Origin of the sequence: Rhodococcus sp. 14-2470-1a, assembly GCF_002259425.1 — a bacterium.
Lineage (GTDB): Bacteria > Actinomycetota > Actinomycetes > Mycobacteriales > Mycobacteriaceae > Rhodococcoides > Rhodococcoides fascians_E.
The window spans coordinates 136,732-159,658 of sequence record NZ_NPFZ01000027.1; the positions used below are offsets into that span (position 1 = coordinate 136,732).

The 22,927-nt window shown below is 65.4% G+C and carries 13 protein-coding genes; 4 read left to right on the forward strand and 9 right to left on the reverse strand.

Going from position 1 to position 22,927, the window contains the following annotated elements; genetic code table 11:
* The first annotated feature begins 16 nt into the window (after positions 1-16).
* From pks13 to CH292_RS15400, 3 genes are all read left to right on the forward strand, one after another.
* On the forward strand, positions 17-5,077 hold the full coding sequence (pks13, locus tag CH292_RS15390; RefSeq protein WP_094655159.1) for a polyketide synthase Pks13: 5,061 nt from the start codon (positions 17-19) through the stop codon (positions 5,075-5,077).
* A gap of 3 nt (positions 5,078-5,080) precedes the next feature.
* A complete protein-coding gene (locus tag CH292_RS15395) occupies positions 5,081-6,625 on the forward strand; it encodes an acyl-CoA carboxylase subunit beta (protein WP_027498815.1) in 1,545 nt (514 codons plus the stop codon).
* Between the two features lie 115 nt (positions 6,626-6,740).
* Positions 6,741-7,220: a DUF4265 domain-containing protein gene (locus CH292_RS15400; RefSeq protein WP_033189336.1), complete on the forward strand. Its 480-nt coding sequence runs from the start codon at positions 6,741-6,743 to the stop codon at positions 7,218-7,220.
* 25 nt (positions 7,221-7,245) lie between these two features.
* Here the strand turns inward: CH292_RS15400 and CH292_RS15405 are convergent, their stop codons facing one another.
* The 9 genes from CH292_RS15405 to CH292_RS15445 all read right to left on the reverse strand — a co-directional run bounded on the left by CH292_RS15405 (position 7,246) and on the right by CH292_RS15445 (position 22,332).
* Positions 7,246-7,998, reverse strand: coding sequence for an ABC transporter permease (locus tag CH292_RS15405; protein WP_037183361.1), 753 nt, complete (start codon positions 7,996-7,998; stop codon positions 7,246-7,248).
* Complete coding sequence (locus tag CH292_RS15410) at positions 7,995-8,711, reverse strand: ABC transporter permease (RefSeq protein WP_037183359.1); 717 nt, start codon at positions 8,709-8,711, stop codon at positions 7,995-7,997. Before CH292_RS15410 ends, CH292_RS15405 begins: the two co-directional genes overlap by 4 nt.
* Positions 8,708-9,601: an ABC transporter ATP-binding protein gene (locus CH292_RS15415; RefSeq protein ID WP_094655160.1), complete on the reverse strand. Its 894-nt coding sequence runs from the start codon at positions 9,599-9,601 to the stop codon at positions 8,708-8,710. The genes CH292_RS15410 and CH292_RS15415 overlap by 4 nt, the downstream gene beginning before the upstream one ends.
* Positions 9,602-9,696: 95 nt before the next feature.
* On the reverse strand, positions 9,697-13,023 hold the full coding sequence (locus tag CH292_RS15420) for an arabinosyltransferase domain-containing protein (RefSeq protein ID WP_094655161.1): 3,327 nt from the start codon (positions 13,021-13,023) through the stop codon (positions 9,697-9,699).
* Positions 13,024-13,095: 72 nt separating this feature from the next.
* Positions 13,096-16,296 carry an arabinosyltransferase domain-containing protein gene (locus CH292_RS15425; protein ID WP_179277982.1) on the reverse strand — a complete coding sequence of 1,067 codons (3,201 nt, stop codon included), beginning with the start codon at positions 16,294-16,296 and terminating at the stop codon, positions 13,096-13,098.
* Positions 16,297-16,401: 105 nt separating this feature from the next.
* Entirely contained in the window at positions 16,402-18,192 is a 1,791-nt protein-coding gene (locus tag CH292_RS15430; protein ID WP_019667142.1) for a hypothetical protein, read from the reverse strand.
* Between the two features lie 34 nt (positions 18,193-18,226).
* Positions 18,227-20,119 (reverse strand): galactan 5-O-arabinofuranosyltransferase, encoded by a 1,893-nt coding sequence (locus CH292_RS15435; RefSeq protein ID WP_094655163.1) that lies wholly within the window; start codon positions 20,117-20,119, stop codon positions 18,227-18,229.
* Positions 20,120-20,884, reverse strand: a complete 765-nt coding sequence (locus CH292_RS15440; protein WP_019667144.1) for a decaprenylphospho-beta-D-erythro-pentofuranosid-2-ulose 2-reductase — start codon at positions 20,882-20,884, stop codon at positions 20,120-20,122. It lies immediately after the preceding gene.
* Entirely contained in the window at positions 20,881-22,332 is a 1,452-nt protein-coding gene (locus CH292_RS15445) for an FAD-binding oxidoreductase (protein WP_094655164.1), read from the reverse strand. Before CH292_RS15445 ends, CH292_RS15440 begins: the two co-directional genes overlap by 4 nt.
* 74 nt (positions 22,333-22,406) lie before the next feature.
* Between CH292_RS15445 and CH292_RS15450 the strand changes: the two genes are divergently transcribed.
* Positions 22,407-22,907, forward strand: coding sequence for a GtrA family protein (locus tag CH292_RS15450; protein ID WP_094626821.1), 501 nt, complete (start codon positions 22,407-22,409; stop codon positions 22,905-22,907).
* Positions 22,908-22,927: the final 20 nt, after the last annotated feature.

A 22,927-nucleotide genomic window follows, 5' to 3' on the forward strand; every position in this document is an offset into this window, starting at 1 on the left:
CGTAACTTGGTGAGTGATGGCTGAACAAGAAACCGACAAGATCCAGCGTGCGGAGGGCGACGGCGACTTGACTGTCGCTCAGCTTCGCGAGTGGCTACGGAACTGGGTCGCCGAGGCAACCAACCAGTCACCGGACCAGATCTCCGACGACCGGCCGATGGAAGAGTTCGGCCTGTCCTCGCGTGACGCGGTCGCACTGAGCGGTGAGATCGAGGAGCTCGTCGGAGTCACGCTGACCGCGACGGTGGTCTACCAGCACCCGACGATCGCGTCGCTCGCGAAGATCATCATCGAGGGCGAACCCGAGGTACCCGCGGGCGATGTCGACGACTCCTTCTACACCCGTGGCATCGTCGCCGGAAACTCGCACGACATCGCCATCGTCGGCGTCTCCACCCGTTTCCCCGGAGCAGGCACCACCCCCGAGGAGATGTGGGCCCTGCTCAGCGAGGGCCGCGACGGCATCACCGATCTGCCCGACGGCCGCTGGGAGGAGTTCACCTCCGACCCGGCCATCAAGGCAGCCGTCGACGCCACCGTCACCAAGGGCGGCTACCTGGACGACGTCAAGACGTTCGACGCCGAGTTCTTCGCGATGTCGCCCAACGAAGTCGTCAACGTCGACCCGCAGCAGCGGCTGGCTCTGGAGCTCACCTGGGAGGCGCTCGAGCACGCGCGCATCCCCGCCAGCTCGGTCAAGGGCTCGCAGGTCGGTGTCTTCATCGGCAGCTCGTCCAACGACTATCAGCTCCTCGCCGTCAGCGACCCGAAGGCGCACCCGTACGCCCTGACCGGAACGTCGACGGCCATCGTCGCCAACCGCGTCTCGTACTTCTACGACTTCCGTGGCCCGTCCATCGCAGTCGACACCGCGTGCTCGTCCTCGCTCGTCGCCGTCCACCAGGCCGTGCGCAGCCTGCGTACCGGTGAGTCGGACCTCGCCGTCGCCGGTGGCGTCAACATGTTGCTCGCACCGCCCATCACCGTCGGCTTCGGTCAGACCGGTGTGCTCGCGCCCGACGGCAAGATCAAGGCGTTCTCCTCCGACGCCAACGGTATGATTCGCTCCGAGGGTGGTGGCCTCGTCGTACTCAAGCGGCTCGAGGACGCCAAGCGCGACGGCGACAACATTCTCGCAGTGGTCGCAGGCTCGGCCGTCAATCAGGACGGACGCTCCAACGGGCTGCTCGCACCGAGCCCGGATGCTCAGGCCGACGCGCTGCGCTTCGCCTATCGCGATGCAGGTATCGCACCGTCCGGCGTCGACTACATCGAGGCGCACGGCACGGGAACCATCCTCGGTGACCCCATCGAGGCCGACGCTCTCGGACGTGTCGTCGGACGTGGCCGCGACGCAGACAAGCCGGCACTGCTCGGATCGGCCAAGACCAACTTCGGTCACCTCGAATCTGCCGCCGGTGCAGCAGGTTTGATCAAGGTCGTGCTGGCCATGCAGCAGAATCGTCTGCCTGCCTCGCTCAACTACGCGGGACCGAACCCGTACATCGACTTCGACAAGGCACACCTGAAGGTCATTCCCGAGGGTTCCGAATGGCCGCGCTACACCGGCAAGGCCGTCGCGGGTATCTCCGGCTTCGGCTTCGGCGGCACCAACGCCCACGTCGTGGTGAAGGAGTATGTCGCCGACGAAGTTTTTGAGGGTTTCGATCCGGAGGCGGTTGATCCGGAAGCTGTCTTGGTAGAGGGTGTTTCGCCGGTCTCGGAGATCGAGACCACCGATCCCGTCGCCGAGGCCGAAGAAATTCTGGAGCAGTCCGTTTCGGTCGACGAGACGGTCGTCCTCGCGGTGTCCGCTGCTCTGCCATCGCGCCGTAAGCGCGCCGCATCGGATCTCGCCGACTGGCTCGAGACCGAAGAAGGCAGCACGACGCCTCTTGCGGACGTCGGCCGTGCGTTGGCCAAGCGTAACCACGGGCGTTCGCGTGCAGTGGTTCTCGCGAAGACCCGAGCGGAAGCGATCACGGGGCTTCGTGCCATCGCGGCCGGTAAGCCCGGGCAGGGTGTTTTTTCCGCTGATTCGCCGGCCTCCAACGGTGCTGTGTGGGTGTTCTCCGGCTTCGGCTCGCAGCATCGCAAGATGGCATCGACGCTGTACCGCACCAACCCGATCTTCGCGGCGGCACTCGACGAGGTCGACGAACTGCTGATCGACGAGGCCGGCTACTCCATCAAGGAGATCATCCTCGACGACTCGCAGACGTACGAGTTCGAGAACTCGCAGGTCGGTATCTTCGTCATCCAGATCGCTTTGGCTGCAACGCTTCGTGCGCACGGCGCCGAGCCCGCCGCCGTCATCGGCCACTCGATGGGTGAGGTCGCCGCCGCATACGTCGCAGGCGGGCTCAACCTGGAAGACGCCGTGCGGATCATCTACGCCCGCTCGCGACTGCTCGCCGAGGGCCAGGACGGTCTGGGAGCCGCGTCGCAGGGCGCAATGGCATTGGTGGAGTACACCGCCGACGAGGTCACTGCCCTGACCGATCAGTTCCCGGACGTGGAGCCCTGCGTGTACGCAGCGCCGACGCATACCACCGTCGGTGGGCCTCGTGCGCAGGTGGAAGAACTTGTCACCGTCGCCGAAGCAGCCGGAAAGATGGCTCGCCTTCTCGACGTCAAGGGCGCGGGCCACACGTCCGCCGTCGATCCGCTGCTCGGCGAACTCGCCGCCGAACTTGCAGGCATCGAGCCCAGCACGCTGACGGCCGGGGTCTACTCGTCCGTCGATCTCGAGGCGCACTGCCGCGTCGGACACGAGGCCATCCACGGCGTCGACTACTGGGTCAAGGGCATGCGGCACCCGGTGAACTTCACCCAGGCCGTCAATGTTGCTGTCGGAGACGGCCACACGACGTTCGTCGAACTGGCTCCCAATCCTGTCGCGCTGATGTCCGTGGCGGCGACGGCATGGGCTGCCGGTGTTGCGGACTCGACGCTGGTTCCCACCTTGAAGCGCAAGGAAGACGAGTCCGAGACGTTCCTCGCTGCCCTGGCGCAGCTGTACGTCCACGGCCATGCCCTGGATCTGCCGACTCTCTTCGCCGAAGGTGGCTACGCTCCCATCCCGCGTACGGCCTACCTCCGCAAGGAGTTCTGGCTGAACACTCGCGTCAATTCCAGTGGTAGCGGCCGTATTCCGGGATCGCACGTCGCCCTCCCGGACGGCAGGCACGTGTGGGAGGTCGAGGCGCCGAGCGTCGAGTCTCTGGGAACTCTGGTCGAAGCCGCGGCAGCGCAGGTCTTCTCGGGCGTTGCGCTCGGTGCATCGGTGTCGCACGCCGCCATCCCGACCGCAGGAACCTTGGTGACCACGCTGACCCCGCACCTCGGGGGAGCGTCCGTCCAGGTGCACGCGCACGCGGGCTCGTCGTTCACGTTGCTGCACGACGCCGTCGTGACGTCGGGCGAGGCGCTGCCGGAACCTGTTGTCGCCGAGCCATCCACGGGTGTCGTGGACCGTGGCCGGCCCGGAGTGGAGGAGTTGCCGGAGGTTGTCGAGGACTTCGGTGATCGTTGGGATCCCAACGGCAACCAGAAGCTCGAAGACCGCCTGGCCATCATCGTCGCCGAGTCCATGGGGTACGCACCCGAGGACCTGCCTCCCGAGATCCCGCTCATCGAGCTCGGTCTCGATTCCCTGAGCGCCGTCCGCATCAAGAACCGCGTGGAGTACGAGTTCGACATCCCCACTGTTCAATTGCAGGCCGTCCGGGACGCAAACCTCCTCGAGGTGGAGAAGTACCTGCGGTACGCGATCGAGAACCGTGAGGAAGTTCAGGCTCTCGCAGACAAGCAGGCGGCCGAGAAGGAAGCGGAAAAGGAAGCCGAGAAGGCTGCCGAGGCCGGAGCGGGGGCACGGGACGCCGCAGTCGACACCGCGGTCGCGTCGGACGAGGTTGCGACGCCGAGTGCGGAGTACCAGCCGGCGCCGTCCGCGCAGACCGATCTCGGTGGCAAGGAAGCTTTCGCGGAAGCAGCGGGATCCGATGTTCCGCCACGTGACAACGCCGAGCGCATGACGTTCGCGACGTGGGCCGTGGTGACGAAGGAATCCGCCAAGGGCATCTTCAACACGCTCCCGATTCTCGACGACGAGACCGCGGAGAAGTTGGCGGCGCGCCTCACCGAGCGGGCCGGCGGCGAGATCACCTTCGACGACGTGCTGGATTCGGAGACGATCGAGCAGCTCGCGGACAAGGTGCGTCCGCACCTCGAGGGCGGAGAGATCGACGGTCTCGTCCGCAATCTGCGTCCACGTCCGGAAGGATCCACCGCGACACCGGTGTTCGCGTTCCACTCGGCCGGCAGCTCGACGGTCGCGTACGAACCACTGCTGCGCAAGCTCCCTGCGGGTACTCCGATGTACGGGTTGGAGCGCGTCGAGGGGCCGATTTCGGTCCGTGCGGCGGAGTACGTTCCGCTGATCAAGGCGATCCAGCCGGAGGGCCCGTACGTCTTCGTCGGATGGTCCCTCGGCGGCATCCTGGCCTACGAGGTCGCCCGTCAGATGGAGGAAGAGGGCATCGAGGTCGCGTACGTCGGACTCCTCGACACCGTCATGCCGGGTGCGAAGATTCCCGACACCAAGGACGAGGTTCGTCGCCGGTGGGAGCGGTACGCGAAGTTCGCGAAGAAGACGTACGACGTCGACTACCCGATTCCGTACGACAAGCTCGTCGAAGCCGACGACGAAGGCCAGATCCGGATCATCACCGATCTGGTCAAGCTCAGCGGCGCCAAGATCCCGGGCGGAATCATCGAGCACCAACGCACGTCGTGGCTGGACAACCGCGCGATCGAAACAGCGGAGCTCAAGCCGTACGGCGGCCCGGTGACGCTGTACATGGCGGACAAGTACCACGACGACGCCATCGCGCTCGAGCCTGCCTACGCCACTCGTGAGGATCACGGCGGCTGGGGACCGGTCGTGAAGGATCTCGAGATCGTGCAAATCGGAGGCGACCATCTCGCCGTCGTCGATGAGCCGTACATTGGACGAATTGCGGCACACATGACGAAGAAGCTCGATGAGATCGAGTCGCTGAGAACCGGAGACTAAATCTTGACTGGTACTACCGCCGAAAAGTTGGCCGACCTGCGGGCCAACCTCGAACTTGCCAAGGAACCGGCAGGTGAGATCGGTATCGCCAAGCGCGCGAAGAAGGGCATCCCCAGTGCCCGGCAACGCATCGACATGCTGCTCGATCCCGGCAGCTTCGTCGAGATCGGCGCCTTGGTGAAAGCGCCCAACGACCCGTCGGCTCTCTACAGCGACGGTGTCGTCACCGGTCACGGAACAGTCGACGGTCGCCCCGTCGCCGTCTTCTCGCACGACCAGACGGTGTTCGGCGGAACCGTCGGCGAGATGTTCGGCCGCAAGGTCGCCGGCGTGATGGACTTCGCCATCAGGGTCGGATGCCCGGTCATCGGCATCAACGACTCCGGTGGCGCTCGCGTGCAGGACGCCGTGACGTCCCTGGCCTGGTACGCCGAACTGGGGCGTCGCCACGAGCCGCTGTCCGGAATGTGCCCGCAGATCTCGGTCATCCTCGGCAAGTGCGCAGGCGGTGCCGTCTACGCGCCCATCAACACCGACGTCGTGGTCGCCACCGAAGAGGCGTACATGTTCGTCACCGGACCGGACATCATCAAGTCCGTGACCGGCGAGGACGTCAGCCTCGACGACCTCGGAAGTGCGCGCAAGCAGGCGCAGTACGGCAACGTGCACCACGTCGCGCCCGACGAGAAGGCCGCGTTCGACTGGGTTCGCAACTACCTCAGCTACATGCCGTCGAGCTGCCAGGAAGACCCACCCGTCGTCAACCCGGGTCTCGAACCCGAGGTGACGGATTCCGACCTGTCGCTCGACAAGATCATGCCCGACGCCGACAACGCCGGTTACGACATGCACGACATCATCCTTCGGCTGTTCGACGACGGTGAATTCCTGGAGATGTCGTCGGAGATCGCACCCAACGTCATCACCGGTTTGACCCGTGTCGACGGCCGGTCCGTCGGTGTCGTCGCCAACCAGCCGATGTACCTCTCCGGTGCGCTCGACGCCGACAGTGCCGACAAGGCAGCACGTTTCGTGCGCATCTGCGACGCCTACAACATTCCACTGGTCTTCCTCGTCGACACACCCGGCTTCCTTCCCGGCGTCGACCAGGAGAAGGTCGGCGTCATCAAACGCGGTGGCCGATTCCTGTTCTCCTACATCGAAGCATCGGTACCCAAGGTCACCGTCGTCGTCCGCAAGGCCTACGGCGGCGGTTACGCCGTCATGGGCTGCAAGCAGCTCGGTGCCGACATCAACTTCGCCTGGCCCACAGCGCGTATCGCCGTCATGGGTGCCGAAGGTGCAGTCAACATCATCGGCCGCAAGCAGATGGCCGCCGCGGGAGAGAACGCTCCCGCCGTGCGTCAGCAGCTCATCAACTTCTACAACGAGCACGTGGCCACTCCCTGGGTCGCCGCCGAGCGTGGCTACATCGACGCCGTCATCGAGCCCTCGAGCACCCGCCTCGAACTCCGCAAGGCGCTGAAATTGCTGAAGGACAAGGAAGTCTTCAAGAACCCACGGAAGCACCACCTGTTCCCGATCTGACTGTTGCTGGGTGGCTGCCTCATGCTGAGCAGGGACCGCCGTCGCCCCCTCGGTCCACGTTTCCGGTGCCCGATGTGTCGGTGAAGAGTTCGAGGTGGTCTGGCATGCTGTCCGAATGACTGCGGGGCGAGAAACGACGGCATTGGTGAAGGTGGTTTTCGAGCTGCCCAGGACCGAGGACAACTGGCCACCCGTGGGTTCCGAGCGTATGTGGGCGATACCCCGTGGTGACGATCTCGTCGAGCTCAACAACACGCCGTTCTTCGTTCGGGGCGCTGCCGAAGGCGACATCGTCCGTGTCGAGGAGAACGCGGACGGCGAACTCGTCGTCCAGGACACCGTCGAACCGTCGGACAACTGCACGGTCAGAGTCATCCCGTTGCGGGACGGCGGGGAGACCCTTCAGTCGGTGATGGACGTGTTCGGGGAACTGGGTGCCGAAGGCGAAGGCGCCGAACAGTTCAACTTGCTCGCTTTGAATCTTCCGTCGTCGGTCGACCATGGTGCCATCAAGCAACTGCTGATGGCAGGCGCGGCCGACGGCCGATGGGACTGGGAAGGTGGCGCGCTCACCCAGGAATTTCGCGACGCCTGATCGCGTGCCTGGGCCCGTCACGTGATCAGGAACGACCATCCCGACGGTCGAGGATTCTGCTCGAGCCGACAATTGCCACCGCAGAAAGAAATATGGTCGCGCCGACTACGGACAGGGTGGATCCCGCGGTGAGCGAGCCACCGTCTCCGAAGGTGCCGGTGGCGAGTTGTGTTGCGCGCGAGACCAAGGCATGCGGCAGTACGACGATGGCGGCACCGACGTCGGCGGTGAGCAGGAATGCCGAGACGCCTGCGCCGACGAGCGCAAGGGCAATCGGTACGGCGAAGGATCCGACGAGCATCGACAGTGCGGACTGCACTGCGGCCAGTGGAACCGCCGCGAAGATGGTCAACCCGGCGGCGATCCACAACGGCGCGGGCAGTGGTCCGTCCAGTCCGAACACCAGTTTGCCGACGACGAGGACTGTCGCGACCATCGACACCTGCATGGCAGCGGTGAGGAGTGCCACGACCGAGGTCTTGGCGACGACGATTCGTAGCGAGGGGGCCCGGCCGCTCATCAGGAAATTCCAGTTCCCTCTGTCGTGCTCGGGTTTCCAGATCAGCGATGCCAGGAGGGCGACTCCCAGTGCGAGCGGGAAGAGGCCGTGGAACACCACCGTTCGCAACCAGAGTGTGTGCCAACCGTTCTGCAGTTGTTCTCCGGACAGAACTGTATTGAATGTTCCGACTCCGACTATCAGGATGGGCAGCAGGATCACGACGGTCAGGCTCTGGGATCGTTTGAGTTTGATCAGTTCGGCGGCAACGGTGTTCATGCCAGAAACTCCTGTCGATCGAGCCGAGCCGTGACGAACAGAAACAGTGCGACGCCGACGACGGCGAGCCCGGCCACACTGGTGTAGGACGGGGACAGTGTCATGACGTGGTCGCCTCGGTAGTCCGCGGCGGACGCGAGTGCGTAGTATCCCCACGGGGTGAGATGTGCCAGCCACGAGGGAAATCCGGATGCGCAGATCGCGACGACGGTGCCCAGAACGCCGATTCCCAGCGAGATCAGCTGGTTGACCGCGAGTGTCGAAACCGTCAGGTGCAGCGTCAGGACCGCGAGATTGACGACGACCATCGCGCCTGCGTAACCGAGCCATGTCCACAGCGGCTTCGTTCCGCCGAGTAGCGCCCCGAGGGAGACGGCCGCGACGGTCGCTGTGGTGACGACGAGTCCAGCGGATACCACCTTGGCACGTAGGAGTTCACCGAGGGCCACTCCGGTGGCGCGACTGAGAAGCCATCCGTTGCCGTGGTGTTCGATGTCGATGGTTCGGCTTGCGACTACGGCGATCATGAGCGGCGAGACGAGGGGAAACGCGAGGGACAGTCCGGCGAGGGACAGTACCGAGGCGTGCTGTGCGGCATCCCCTGTCATCGTTCCGACGACGGTCAGCGCGACGATGCCGGCGGTCATCGACGCAGCAAGGGCCACGAGGTGCAGATGCCGCAGTTTGGCGAACTCGTTGCGCAGTATGTTCACAGTCTTCCGCCGCTCGTGAGGTTCATGAAGACGTCGTCGAGTGACTGCTCGTCTCGCCGGACTCCGTAGACCCCGGCTCCGGATGCGACGAGTTCGCCGACGACGTGGGCGGTGTGAAGGTCGTCGACGGATGGGATACGCAGCGTCTCTCGATCCCGAAGCTGTTGTTCAGCAGTGGAATTGGGGTTATCTGAACCGAGGATGTCGATGACGACGTCGGGAGTGGAGGCGGCAAGAAGTTGGTCGCGGCTGCCTTGCAAGATCAGTCGCCCCTCGCTGAGAATTCCAAGTACGTTCGCCGTCTTGTCGATCTCGCCGAGGAGGTGCGACGACACCATGACGGTCACTCCGTGCTCGGCGAGATGCTTCAGCAGGGCTCGAATTTCCTCGATTCCCGCGGGATCCAGTCCGTTGGTGGGCTCGTCGAGCACGAGAAGTCGGGGTTCGCGGGCCAGTGCCATGGCGATTCCGAGTCTCTGCTTCATTCCGAGTGAGTAGTTCTTCACCTTCTTGTTCAGTTGGTCCTGCAGTCGAACGGTGGCGACGGCGCGAGTGATCTGGTCGTCGGTCGAGCCCAGGTATCGTTGCACGATCTTCATGTTCTCTGCGCCCGTGAGGTGACCGTAGCCGGGTGGTGATTCGATCAACGAACCTATCCCGGTGAGCAATTCGCGTCGGGTGTCAGAGTTCATCGGTCGACCGAACACTTCCACTTCACCGGAAGTCGGCCGGATCAGAGACAGCAGCAGTTTCATCGTCGTCGACTTGCCCGATCCGTTGGGACCGAGGAAACCGTAGACGCAGCCCTCGGGAATGGCGAGGTTCACGTCGTCGACGACGGTGCGGTTGTCGTATCGCTTGACGAGGCTGTGAGTTCTGACGATGTCCATGCCTCGACCCTGCCGCGGATCGAGGATGGAATCATCCGTCCAGAGGATCAATCACGAGTACTACCGCGGTATGACCCGGTGAAGGGCAACGAGCTCTACCGATCGAACACCCTCAAGTTCCCTGGCGTCCAGAAGCCGGACCTGGTGACTTCGTTGGTGTCGAGTGTTGCCGGTACGGCGCCGGGGTAGTACTGCTCGTACCGTTCGAGCGAGCCCCAGTCGCGAGCCCAGTCGCGGTCGAGGTACGTCGGGACGGTGACGGGACGGGCGAGGAGTTCGCTCCAGCCGAGGGGGCCGCCGTTGTCGCCGGACTGCCAGGTGTCGGTGGAGCTGACGGCCAGTGGGCGGTCCGGGAGGATGCGGTATCCGGGTACTTCGGCGACGCCGTATTCGTGGTCGAACGGGCGCTGGCAGGGGAACTGCAGTCCTACGGCCCAGTCGAGCAGTACGGGCTGTTCGCTACCGATGAGGTCGTTCAGCTTCTCCAGCTGAGGTACTCGCGGTGGCGTGAATGCGAACCACTGGTCGCCGGTGAGGTTGGGGTCGTTGGCGACGATGCGCACGGCGTCGGCGTCGGCGGGCAGGTCCGCGATGGGGATGCGGAGGTTGCGCCACGACGGTGCGGGTCCGATGTCGCGGGGCATGTAGGTGCCCTTGACGTCGACGGTTCCGTTGGGCTGACGCGTGCCGTACTCGACGAGGAGCGACTGGCCGTATGTCATGGCGCCCGTGTCGTCGTAGGACAGGATGCGGCCTGCGGCGGACACGACGATCAGCGGTGCGCTGTCGGAGCGCTCGGGCAGCGAGTACCAGCTCGAGGTCGCCGACGCGGGTTCCTGGATGCCTGGCTGGTAGGAGCCGAGGACGGGGGTGGTGGCCGGGTCCAGTCCGAAGGGCAGGGCTGCGGTGGAGCCGTTGACGCCGAGGGCGCCGATGCCGCCGCCGGTGCCCGAGCTCTGGCCTTCTTCGAATGCGGGTCCGACGCTCTGCTGGTCGGTGTTGCCCTGTCCGGGTTTCACCTCGACGGCGTCGGCGCTGAGGTCGGTGGGAATTCCGTTGGGGGTGAAGCCCGACGGGGTTTCGCCTCCGAGTGGGCCGGTCTGTGGGTCGAACGCCGACGGGATGGGGTTCAGGATGCCGGCGTTGGGGTTCGATTCCACCAGCACGTCGTTCGCGAGGCCGCACGAGTTGCCGGTGAGGGCCTGGACGTTCGAGCGTGCGAGCGAGTAGGCGGGGTACTGGGACACTGCTCCCTTGACGAGGGAGAGGACTTCGAACAGCACCATGAGCCCGGCGATCACCGTCAGCGGTGCGGCGGCGAATTTCTTGATGCGCCTGCCTCGTTCGCTACCGGCACGGGGTTGTGGCGGTGCGTAACCCTCACGGAGGTACTGCCATCCCGCCAACGCGAGTGCGGCGGCGAAAAGCACGAGGAACAGGGTGTTGGATTCGTTTCCGCCGAGCGAGACGGTCTTGTCGAACCACGGCACGCCGTAGCTCGACACGTACCAGTACCCGTTGATTCCCGAGAACGCCAGTGCCAGCACGAACATCAGGCCGGCGAGGAATATCGTTCGGTTTCGGCGAGACCTCAACGCGCTGGCGGAGATCGCGACGGCGGTCAGCGCGGCGAGGCTGCCCGCTATGCCTGCGTACGACCCGAAGTGGTGGGTCCACTTGGTCGGGTTGAACATCATGAAGAAGATCGTTCCGAACACGACGCCGATGAGACGCCAGGCCGGTCCGTTGGAGATTCCGGGAACTCGCCTGCGTCGCAGCAGGATGAACAGCGTCGAGAACAGGCACAGCAGCATCACGAGGAATGCGAAGCGGCGAGCGACGGAACCGTCGACCGTTTGGACGAACAGATAGTAGTAGCGCAGGAAGTCCTGGTACCACTGCTCGTTGGGGCCGATTGCCGTGCGCACACGCGTCGACTCCATGACCGTCGCGTAGGTCTGATCGGCGAAGACGACGACGAGGACCAGGAAGCCGGCGGCAGCGAGCGGTGCGAGAAGCGGCAGGGTGCCGACCAGGCGGTGGCGTCGAACGACGATGCGCGCCATGGGCCGCGCTCCGGCCAACAGGGCAGCGACACACATCAGGCCCGTCGGCGCCGAGGCGAGGGTGAACGCGCCGATCAGGAACGCCGTCGCAGCAGGAAGCAGTCGGCCGGTGGCGATGGCCCGTTCGATGGAGCACCACGTCAGGAGGGCGCCGAGCGCGACGATGGGCTCGGGGCGGAGGCCGTTGTTGTAGGGCAGCCAGAACGCGAGGAACACGAGTCCGCCGGTCCACAGCGCCACGTTGGACTTGCGTACTGCACGGCCGAGACGCGGGACGACCTCGCGGCTGATGACCATCCAGCAGAGAACGCCGGCGATCAGGGCTGGCAGGCGCATCCAGGGGCTGGCGGTGGAGATCTTCGCGAAGACGGCGAGGACGTCGTAGTACCACCCGAACGGGGCCTCGGGGACTCCGAACCAACGGAAGTAGTTGGCCATGTAGCCCGACTGGTCCGCGGCCCGAGCCATGGTCAGCAGGTAGCCGTCGTCCGAGGTGTTGGCGCCGACGAAGTGCCAGCCGACGAGGACTCCGACGACGGTGACGTCGACTCCGGTGAACTTCCACCAATGCGACGGGAAGAACCGTCGGTGACCGCGTCCGTCGATGCCGTCGAGGCGACCGAGGGCGGTGACGGCGATGATCGTGCAGACCACCGCGAGAATCATCGCCAGCAGCTTCAGGATCGTCGGGCTGGAGGAGAAGCGCGAGTCGACGTCGATGGTGACGTTCAGTCCGGCGGGTGCGGCGCCGTCGAGGTCGGTGAAGACGCCGACGACCTGGGGCCGCAGGTCACCGTCGAGACGTCCGGTGCGTTCGAGGCCTTCGTCGTCGACGAGGCCGGTGAACGATGCCGAGGTGTAGTCGATGTTCGAGGTGATCTCGATGGAGCTGCAGGCTGCGCCCTGTACGTCCTCGCGCGGTGCCGACGCGACGACGACGTTGCGGTCCAGTACGTCGACCGAACCTTCGTTCACTCGCACGAACAGGCTGTTGAGCGCGGCACCCTCGCCCTGAGGCGGCGCGGTGGCGAGCAGCAGCCCGCCCTGCGGGGGTAGTGCGGCCACCGCGGAACACGGGATGGTCGCGGTCAGGGAGATCGGCGCCTGCGAGACGAGCGGGGCGTCGATGTCCTGGATCGAGCCCGATTCCGGCCACGAGATGGTCGACGTCGTCTGCACGACGGGCAGGAACGGCGTCAGGAGAGCCAGGACGGCACCGAGAAGACCCGTGACGATCGCGACCAGACGCGTCGTACGCACCGTGGATCGCAGATCGGTCCCGGTGCCCTTCGACACCGAACCCTTCGGCTGGGGGGCGTCGGGCACGGCGGGAGAATCATTCACGGCGTCGGGCACGGTTGTCGATGTTATTCGAACGTGATCGGTTCACCGCACCCGCATCGCGATGAAACCGGCTGCATGCCGGTTTCATCCGACCCTTATCGGACCTTCGGTCTCCCACCCGCTGCGGGTGACGGTTCCGACCGTCAATTCTGCCGGCGTCGCCGACGTGTCCAGTGGGATGAATCTCTCGAGCGAGCCCCAGTCGCGATCGAGATCATTGTTCAGATAGGTCGGGACAACCTGGGCGGACAGCACGAGTTGTTGCCAGCCGAGCGGCCCACCGCCGAAGGCGTCCATCACCGGACTGTGTGCGGCGGCACCGCTGCGGTCCGGCAGGATGCGGTACTCCGGCAGTTCCGCGACGCCGTCCTTGTGGTCGAACGGGCGCTGGCACGGGAAGCCCAGCGCGACGGTCCAGTCCAGCATGACGGGCACGTCGGGTCCGATGACGTCGACGAGTGGGGTCGTGCGGGGGATCCGCGGCGGCGTCACGGCGAGCCATTGATCCGGTGAGATGTCGCCGTCGGTTGCGACGAGGCGGATGCGGTCGGCTTCACGTGGGATGTCCGACAGGGGCACGCGCAGGTTGCGCCACGACGGCTGGGGCCCGATGTCGATCGGGGTGACGCGGCCGAGGACCTGATCGCCCGCGGCGTACTCCACCTCGAGCGGCTGGCCGGAGGCCACGATGCCGTCGGAGTCGACGGATCGGATGCGCCCGGCGGCGCTGATAGCGATGAAGTCGTTGCCAGGAGTGGAGCCCGTGGATCGACCCGATCGGTCCGCATCCGACGGTAGGGCGAACCATTCGGTTTCGAGGGTTGCGGGTTCCGCGGTGTCGGCGCCGTAGCTACCGAGGACGGGCGTGCGCGACGGGTCGAGTCCGAACGGCAGTGCGACGGAGCTTCCGTTGATGCCGGTGGCTTCCGTGGTGCCGCCTTGGGTGCCGGAGGAACCTGCGGAGGTGGGTCCCTGAGTGTCGGAGTCGGTGCCGCTGTCGGGGTCGTTGCTGAATCCGCGGGTGCTCTCCTGGGAGACGTCTTCTTCGTCGGCGGTGAGATCGTTGGGGATTCCGTCGGGGGTGAAGCCGACGGTGTTCGGTCCGGCCAGTGCATTCTGGACGGTGGATTCGATCGGTGTCAGCATCGAGCTGTTCGGATCTTGTTCGACGAGAACGTCGTTCGCGAGGGAGCAGGAGTTGCCTGCGAGCGCGTTCAGGTTGGAGCGGGCCACCGAGTACGCCGGGTACTGGGCGACGATGCCTTTGGCGAAGGACGCGAGCTCGAACAGTACGACGAATGCGGCCATCACCGTCAGCGCGGAGACTCCGAAGCGTGCGGAACGGGTGCTGGTTCGGTACGGCGCGCGGAGGTGTTGCCAGCCTGCGTACAGCAACGCGAGCACGGTCAGTCCGAGGAAAATAGTGGAGAAGCCTTTGCCGAGGATCATCGGAGGCTTGTCGAACCAGGGGATTCCGTAGCTCGAGACGTACCACCAGCCGTTGGAGCCGGTGAACGCGAGCGCGGCCAGGAACAGCACGGCAGCGGTGAACAGAGTGCGGTTGCGTGCGTTGTCCCGGGTGGCCGACGCGACGGCGACCGCCGCGACGGCAGCGAGCGATGCGGCCAGGCCCGCGTAGACACCGAAGTGGTGGGTCCACTTGGTGGGAGTGAACATCATCAGGGCGAGGGCGCCGATCACGATGCCGACGATGCGCCTGGACGGTCCGATCGCGACGCCGGGGATGTGGCCGCCTCGTCGGAGCATGACGACGATGGTGACGATCACGCACAGGATCATCGCGAAGACGGCGAAGCGCCGTGCGAGGGAGCCGTCGGGGGTGATCTCCATGAGGGAGTCCCAGCGTGCGCGCTCGTTGAACCAGGCGACGTTCGGTCCGACGGCGGCGCGGGCGCGGGTGGCTTCGAGGACTGTCGAGACGGTCTGGTCGGCGAACACGGCGGCGACGATGACGACTCCCGACGCCAGGATCGGGGCCAGGACGGGTGCGTAGCCGACGATGCGGGCGCGGGCGATGACGATGCGTACGAGGGGGCGTCCGCCGGCGAGGAGCGCGGCAACGCAGATCAGACCCGTCGGGCCTGCGGCGAGCGAGAACGCGGCGATGAGGACTGCGACGGCCGCGGGCAACAGTCGGCCGGTCGCGACGGCGCGTTCGATGGAGCACCACGTCAGCAGGGCGCCGAGAGCGATGATCGGCTCGGGTCGCAGGCCGTTGTTGTAGGGCAGCCAGAAGGCGAGGAACACCAGGCCAGCGGTCCAGATCGCGACCTTGTTGGAGCGGACGGCGCGACCGAGACGCGGGATGACCTCGCGGCTGATCACGGCCCAGCACACAAGCGCGGCGATCAGCGCCGGCAACCGCATCCACGGGCTGGCTGTGGAGATCTTCGCGAACGCGGCGAGCATGTCGTAGTACGGCATCCCGAACGGTGCTTCGGGGACGCCGAACCAGCGGTAGTAGTTGGCCATGTACCCGGCGTGCTCGGATACACGTGCCATGGTCAGCAGGTAGCCGTCGTCGGAGGTGTTGGCGCCGATGAAGTGCCACACGGCCAGTACCGCGATGACGACCCCGTCGACGACGGTGATGCGAAGCCACCGTGCCGGGAAGAACCGGCGGCTGCTGCGTCCGTCGAGCAGATCGAGTCGGTGCAACGCGACGAGCGAGATGATCGTGAAGATCACCGCGGCGGCCATGGCGAGTTTCTTCAGAACGGTGGGGGTCGAGGAGAAGCGGGAGTCGATCTGGACGTCGACGTTCAGGTCCGCCGGTGCGGCACCCTGCAGTTCGGTGAAGATTCCCACGGTCTGGGGACGTGCGTCGCCGTCGATCGTTCCGGCGACGTCGGTGCCCGTCGCCGACGCGGTCGTCGACGTATCGGTCGAACTGATGGTCACCGACGAGCACGACGCGAGTTCGGCGTCGGTCAGCGACAGCAGAACCTTCTCGCGCAGGACGGCCTGCAGGCCGGAATCGGTGCGGGAGACGACGAGACCGACGCCTTGGGCGTCCGGTGCGCCGGGGGCGGTGGTCGAGAGTACGAGCGTGCCGGGCGCTGCCGAAGCGATGGTGTTGCACGGAATCGTGGCATCGAGCGACAACGGCGAGTACGAGACGAGCGGAGCCTCGACCGAGTTCAGCGTTCCGTTCTGCGGCCAGCTGATCGACGCCGAGTCCTGGGTCACCGGCAGCAGCGGCGTCAGAATCGCGGCGAGGACTGCGATGACACCGGAGACGACGGCAACGACTCCCGCCGACATACGCGTCGACGACGATGCTTCAGGGGGCTTCGGTGCGGTGGCTGCAGCGGTGGACACGATTGTCGATGCTAGGGCACAGCCCCGACCCACCCCTTTTCCTGCAGGTCAGCGGGCGAAGTCCCGCACGTCCCAGATCCACACACCGTCGTGGTACTCGGCATCGAAGCCGAGGAGTTCGTCGACGGTGTCGCGTAGCTGGGTGCTGTTGCGGCCGGGTTGGAGGACGACGACGTCGGCGCCCCAGAATCGAAGATCGGCCCGAGCGTCGGCCTGCTGCTGTGGTGTGACGTCCGGGACGGTGCCGGAGTTCCGCACGGACCCGAGCAGCAGGGCCGTCGGCCGATCCACGGCGCCGTACTTGGCTTTGCGTTCGACGTTGTCACCCGGCCCGACGAAGTATCCACCCGCGAGCGGGAAGCCCATGTCGGCTTCGATCTGCCAGTGCAGGGGACGAGCGTCCTCGGGACGGGGGAGGGGCACGGTGACGACGGATCCGTCGTCGACGTAGTTCTTCCATTCACCGCTGGCGAAGAAGGACGGCGTCGACGCGCGTTCGACGGTGTCGAGTGGCGTCGGAAGCAGTGGCACCAGCGCGAGTGCGAGAGCGATCGACCACAGTGCCGGAATCGGCCGCAGTCCGGCCTTGAAGGCCTTGTCGGTGGCCAGTACCAGCAGAAGCGCCAGTGCCGGAACGGCGGCGAGCGCGAAGCGCGTTTCCAGGATCGACTCGACCAGTGGGGTGTCGGCGAGCCATTCCCACGGCAGTGCGATCTCGGTGTTGTTCTTGCCGATGATCAGCTCGGACCCGAGGGACAGCACGGCGACAGCGACGGCGGTGGCCGCGGCCGCTCGGGCGCAGGCGACCCGCCACAGCCAGACCGCGGCGACCCCCGCGAGCACCAGGAGGGGCCACCCGAAGTAGGCGTTCTCTTCCGTCGCGTTGATCCGGACGTTCTGACCGGGGGTCGCGACGCCGCCGATGGATTGCGTCGGGAACTGGGTGAGGGCTTTGGCGTCGTTGCCCATCGCGCCGTGTTCGAGGAACGAGTAGCTCTGCGGGCCGAAGAACTGCCAGTACAGAGGGAACGCGACGAGGGCGATCGCGAGCGCAGCCGCCAACGGCAGGCTTGTCGCCGAGTTCTTCACGGCCGGCCACAGGCTGCGCGGCTTACCGACGTAGTAGACGACGGCGAACAGTCCGAACGCGATCGCGAAGATCAGCAGGGGTTCTTCGCCGAGCATGATCTGCAGCGCGACGACGAGTCCGAGCGCGATGGTTCGTTTCGCCGTCGGGCCGTCCTGGGCGGTGCGGACGACGAGAGCCGCGATGACCGGCAGCAGGAAGAGTACGACGAAGTTGGGGTGGCCGTTGGCGTGGGAGATCATGCCAGGCGCGAAGCCGCACAGTGCTCCACCGAGCGCCGACGACGGTCGCGACGCCCCGAGCGTGCGTGAGAACAGCCAGTACCAGGCGTATGCAGTGCCTGCGAGACCGATGGTCAACGCGATGGCCCAGGTGACAGTCGGGCCGAACAGCAACGTCACGGGTGCGAGCGGGATCGACAACCCGAACATGGCCGTGTTGGCCATCAGGTTCACCCCGAGCGGGAAGTTCTGCAGATCGCTCGACATCGGGTTCTCGAGGTGCGCGACGGAATGCGCAGCTACCGCGAAGAACCATTCCCACATGGCCTGGTCCTGGCCACTGTTGTAGAGATAGCCACTACCGAGGTTCCGCCACTGTCCCTGCAGCACGAAGAGAGCGACGACGGTGAAGGCCGACGCAGCCGCGACATCGGCTCGATCGGCACGCCGAAGACGGGTGGAGAGCGCCCCGATTCGCCGTGCCGGGGCGGTCCGCGGCTGCTCGAGAACAGTCTGGTCCGAGGTAGGCATCGGTTGAACGTTACGTGAACGTTATGTCATTTGCCTATGTAGCGCGGGTGACCAGCGCGAACGGCCCGATATCGGTGACCTGGAACCGCGGATCCTCGAACAACGACTCGTCGAACGTGACCGTGTAGCGACGAACGTTCGGATCGTTCGGATAGACGTCCTCCGCCAACCGCAAGGTGTAACCGTCGGCGCCGCGGCGGAACAGGAAGGCGTCGGGCGCCTGCCACCGGCTCTCGTCGAGCTTGGTGACCAACTCGTCCGGGGTCTCGGCCGTCGTCCAGTCCTCGATGGCCGCGGCGCGCTGGTCGAACTGAGCGAGCGGGTTGGCGTAGTGCGACGTCAGCCCCTGGAAGCCGAAGTACGGGTAGTAGCTGAGGAACGAGGTGTCGGCCGTCAGGACGATCGTCTCGTCTCGGGGCCTGCCGACCTGCTCGGTGATCGCTCGGTCGACCTCGGAGTAGTAGGACACCGCACTCGGTGGGCGCTTGTCGGCGCGGTTGCCGTCGCCGTCGGTGTCCGAATACGCGACGGTGATCTCCGACTGCAGAACCTGAGGGATGTTCTGTGCGAACGCAAGTGCACCGATCGTCGCCACCGTCACCGCGGCGACCTTGAACCGCGACGGTTCGCCGACTGCCTGGTAGATGGCCTTCGCGCCTTCGACGAAGCCGAAAACGCCTGCCGCTCCCAGCAATACGATCAGTACGGCTTCCAGGCGGAAGCTGAGCAGTGTCGTGCCGGCAACGGTCGCCGCCATGGACAGCAGCGTCCACAGATACACGGAGACGACGCCGATGCTCAACGCCTGTGCTCGACGCGACGTTGCCGTCCTGACGGCGAGCCACAGGGTCCCGGCCATGGTCAGCGCACCGAGCAGGGAGAACTCGAACACCGGGAACGGCAGCTCGGCACCGGCCTCCGGGAGGTAGTGCAGCGCAGTACCCGACGTCGCAGGTGCTCCGGTCAGTGCATCGACAAGATAGGGAGCCCAGACCGTCAGTGCGACAAGTCCTGAAATCGCGGCGATCACAACGAGGCGAACAGCAACCGGAATTGCTGCACGCCAAGTTTTGTGAGCGCGAACATTCAGAAACGCCGACACAACGGCCATGAGCGTCACCGCAAACGCCGCCACACCCAGATACAAGGTGTAGAACGTTGCCGCGAGGCCGAGAAACAGACCCGTCCCGACGACAGCTCCCCAGCCCCAGTTACTCGATCGCTCGGGCTCGTCGGGAACCGGCCGATTCAGCGCGCCCCACGCGAGTAGGAGTGCAGGCGCGACAAGCAGCGCGATGACGGCACTGTAGGCCTCCGGGGAGGCGTAGGCGACGACGAGTGCGGTGGTGACGGCCGAGACGGCTACCGCGAGGTCGGCGCGGACCAGTTGGCGCCAGAGCGTGTAGGCGACGACGGCTGTGACGGCGAGAAATCCGATTGCGAACGGCTTGAACACTTCCCAGCCGTCCATGCCGAGCAGGTTCCCGACGCGTCCGCCGATCCAGAACCATCCGGCCGGGTAGAACGGTGGGATGTCCGGGTACGTCATGTCGCGCAGCGCAGGCGAATCGGTGAGGCGCGTCAGGTACTCGGTTCGAAACTCCTGGTCGACGGATATGCCGAACAGATAGAGCTTGGTCGCCGCCAGAGGCATGCCGAGCGTGACCGTCACGAACCCCGAAAGCCCGCCCCACGTCAACACTTTCGCGAGCCACGCAAGGGTGCCGCGTCGGTACAGCACGATCGCCGTGGCCAACAGGGCGACGCAGAGCACCTGCCCGAGCGTCGTCAGCGCACGGGTGACGTTGGACGAGTTGAACGCAGGCCACTCGACGAGTGATAACGCGAACAACCCGACCGCCGCCACCACAGCTGCGACTAGAGCGGCCAGTACACCGTCGACGGCTGTGCCGAGCGCTCGTTTCATCTAGATGGGGAGTTTGCGGAAGATCGGACGCGGCACGTGCCGCAGAGCGATCATGACGAAGCGGAAGGGACCCGGTGCCCAGACCAGATCCTTGCCCTTCTGCGACGCTGCGACGGCGAGCTTCGCGATGTCTTCCTTGTCCACCGTCAGAGGTGCTTCCTTGACGTGGGCGCTGAACTTGGTGCGCACCATGCCCGGGCGGATGACGGTGACGCGAGGGCCGAACTCGCGCAACGCTTCTCCGAGCCCGAGGTAGAACCCGTCGAGACCCGCCTTGGTGGAACCGTAGACGAAGTTGGATCGGCGCACGCGCTCGCCCGCCACCGAGGACATGACGATGATGCGTCCGTATGCCTGGGCCTTGAACTTCTCGGCCAGCAGAACACCGACCGACACCGACGCGGTGTAGTTGATGTTCGCCGTCAGGACGGCCTTGCGCTGGTTCTGCCACAGCTCTTCGGCGTCGAAGTCCACCGCGAACGCGACGATCGCCACGTCGACGTCACCTTTGGACCACGCCTCCTCGATGACCTTGGGGTGCGACTCGGTGTCGAGTGCGTCGAAATCGATGACGTCGACATCCTTGGCGCCCTTGGCTTTCAACTGAGCAACCGACGCATCCCGGAGCGGGTCGTTCGGCAAGGCCGCGAGGATCACGCGCGCCGGCGACTTGGACAGGTACTCCTCGGTGATGGCGAGACCGATCTCGCTCGTTCCACCGAGTACGAGAATGGTCTGCGGATTGCCCACAGCGTCGATCGTCACAGCAGTTCCAACCTTCTGGCCATATCGGAGGCGAAAACGCCCGTGGGGTCAACGGATCGGCGGACCTTGATCCACTCGTCGATCCGCGGGTACATCGAATGGAACGTCTCCGCATCGGTGCGCGAGTCCTTGGCGGTGTACAGCCGGCCGCCGAACTCGAGCACGCGCTTGTCGAGTTCGCGCACGAACTCGTTCAGGCCCGGCTTGATGGGGAAGTCGACGCAGATGTTCCAGCCGGGAATCGGGAAGCTCAGTGGCGCTTTGTTTCCGGGGCCGAACAGCTTGAAGACATTGAGGAAGGAGTAGTGCCCCGACTTCTGGATGTCGACGATGATCTTCTTGAACTCACCGACGGCCTCGGGCGGCACCACGAACTGGTACTGCAGGAAGCCGTTCGAGCCGTAGGCACGGTTCCACTCACCGAACATGTCGAGCGGATGGTAGAACGCGGTGAGGTTCTGCACCTTGTTCCGGTAGTTGCCTGCCTTGAGGTACCAGGCCTGACCCACTGCACTCAGCGTGAACTTGTTGGCGAGTCCGTTCGGGAACACGTCCGGGAACGTGACGAGTGGCTTTGCGTTGAACCGCAGCGGATCCTTCTGCAGCTTCGTCGGCAGCTGATCGAGCTTCGCCAACGATCCACGTGAAACAGCGGCGCGACCGAGCTTGGGCGGCGCGGCGATGGCGTCGAACCAGGCGCTCGAGTAGTCGTAGTTGTTCTCGCTGCCGTCGCTGTGCAGGGCGATGGTCTCGTCGAGCGTCTGCGTGACGTCACCGTCGGCGATGAAGTAAGCCGTCTCGGTCGGCGTCATCTCGATGGTTGCCCGCAGGATGATGCCGGTCAGACCGTTACCGCCGACCGTCGCCCAGAAGAGCTTCGAGTTCTTTCCCGACGGCGTGAGGTGACGAATCTGGCCGTCCGCGGTCAGCAGCTCCATCGAACGCACGTGGTTGCCGAAGCTGCCGGCACTGTGATGGTTCTTACCGTGGATGTCCGTGCCGATTGCGCCGCCGATGGTGACCTGACGCGTGCCCGGCAGCACCGGAACCCACAGCCCGAACGGCAGAGCGGCGCGCATCAACTGATCGAGGTTGACGCCGCCGTCGACGTCGACGATCCGCGTCGTCGCATCGATGCTGTGAATACCGTTCAGCGCATTCATGTCGACGACGAGGCCGCCGGAGTTCTGCGCGTTGTCGCCGTACGACCGACCGAGGCCGCGAGCGATGACGCCGCGACGCAGGTGGGCGGGCTTGCTGTCGTTCTTCTCCGCGACCTGCTTCACAGCGCTCGCGATGAGCTCTGGATCGGAGGTCGAGAGCACCTCACTCGTCGAGGGCGCGGTGCGTCCCCAACCTGTGAGTGTGCGGGTCTGCGTGGGTAGCGGCGCAGTGTTCCCGGCCGGTGGTTCCAGGGGGAAGAGTGCGTCGTCGGCTGTCGTGGACATCGTCGTTGAGGGTACCTGTTCGATCGGGTCGCTCCGCAGGCTGCGCTCCCTGCTCGTCATGACAGCTAGTCTCAGTGATCGTGTCCACCCCGCAGAACGACGACTGGCCCGCCGAAGCGTCGGAGCCGCAGCATCACGTGCCGCTGCCCGTCGAACTCCCACTGACGGAGAACATCGCCGACGAGGCCCTCGACCTCAAGACCCAGATCGTCCGGTTCCTGGCAACGGGTGTGCTCTCTGCCATCGTCGACCAGGGCGTCAACCTGCTGCTTCACTTCGTGTTCGGTGTCGGTGTGACGCTGGCGAAGGCAATCGGCTTCGTCCTGGGCACCACGACGGCCTACCTCATCAACCGGCGCTGGACATTCAACGCAGCACCGTCGCGCGCCCGCTTCTTCGCGGTCGTGGTGCTGTACGCCGTCACCTTCGCCGTCCAGGTCGGTATCTACACCTGGCTCTACCAGGCATTTCCCGACGGTTTCTGGTTCGCGAACCTCGCCTTCGTCATTGCCCAGGGCACGGCAACGGTCATCAACTTCATCGTCCAGCGGGCCGTGATCTTCAAAATCCGCTGACGCTCCCGGTGACCGAACGG